Genomic DNA, 514 nt, shown 5'->3' with positions numbered 1-514 from the left:
CGGCTGGCAGCAAAGGCATCATGGAGTTCACGGGCAATAAGATCATCCTGCAACCGGCGCTGGCCCGAGGCTTTATGATGGTGAGCGTGCAAACCACTGCGGCTGACATCCAGCGCCTGGCAGATCTCATACAAGTGCATATCGGTGAGTTGCTGGTGCAAGACCGGGATCAAATCATAGAGTTGGGGTTTTCCTGAGAGACAATGGCCAAGGCTTTTTTTAAAATGTCGCGCTGACGCCTTGTGGTTTCCAGTTCCCTGCGCAGATCGGCCAACTCGGCGGCCATCGCTACGGGACTGGCTTCGTCGAGCTTGGCCTGCGGCGCGCTACGCGCTTGCAGTCCAGCTGCGACTGCGCCAGTCCCGTAGCGAGATTTCCACTCACGGAGGTTCCAGTGGGAGATGCCCAGTTCCCTGGCAAGTGGATGGATCTTGCGCCCCCCTTCGATCAGAGCCACGGCATCACGTTTGAACTGCTCATCATAGCTGCGACGGGAGACTTTGGTCTTCTGGGA

General features: G+C 57.8%; 2 protein-coding genes. One reads left to right on the top strand and one right to left on the bottom strand.

Going from position 1 to position 514, the window contains the following annotated elements; all coding sequences use genetic code 11:
• Positions 1-197, top strand: a 197-nt coding sequence (locus BV106_RS34795; RefSeq protein ID WP_038172905.1) for a hypothetical protein, incomplete at its 5' end; no start/stop codon positions are given.
• Here BV106_RS34795 and BV106_RS34790 read toward each other — a convergent pair.
• Positions 170-514, bottom strand: a 345-nt coding sequence (locus BV106_RS34790; protein WP_038172903.1) for a transposase, incomplete at its 5' end; no start/stop codon positions are given. The two genes, BV106_RS34795 and BV106_RS34790, sit on opposite strands and share 28 nt — an antisense overlap.

The sequence above is a fragment of the Verrucomicrobium sp. BvORR106 genome, from assembly GCF_000739655.1.
GTDB lineage: Bacteria > Verrucomicrobiota > Verrucomicrobiia > Verrucomicrobiales > Verrucomicrobiaceae > Verrucomicrobium.
The sequence above is the reverse complement of the archived record's forward strand: the minus strand, read 5'-3'. Positions and strand labels throughout refer to the sequence as shown.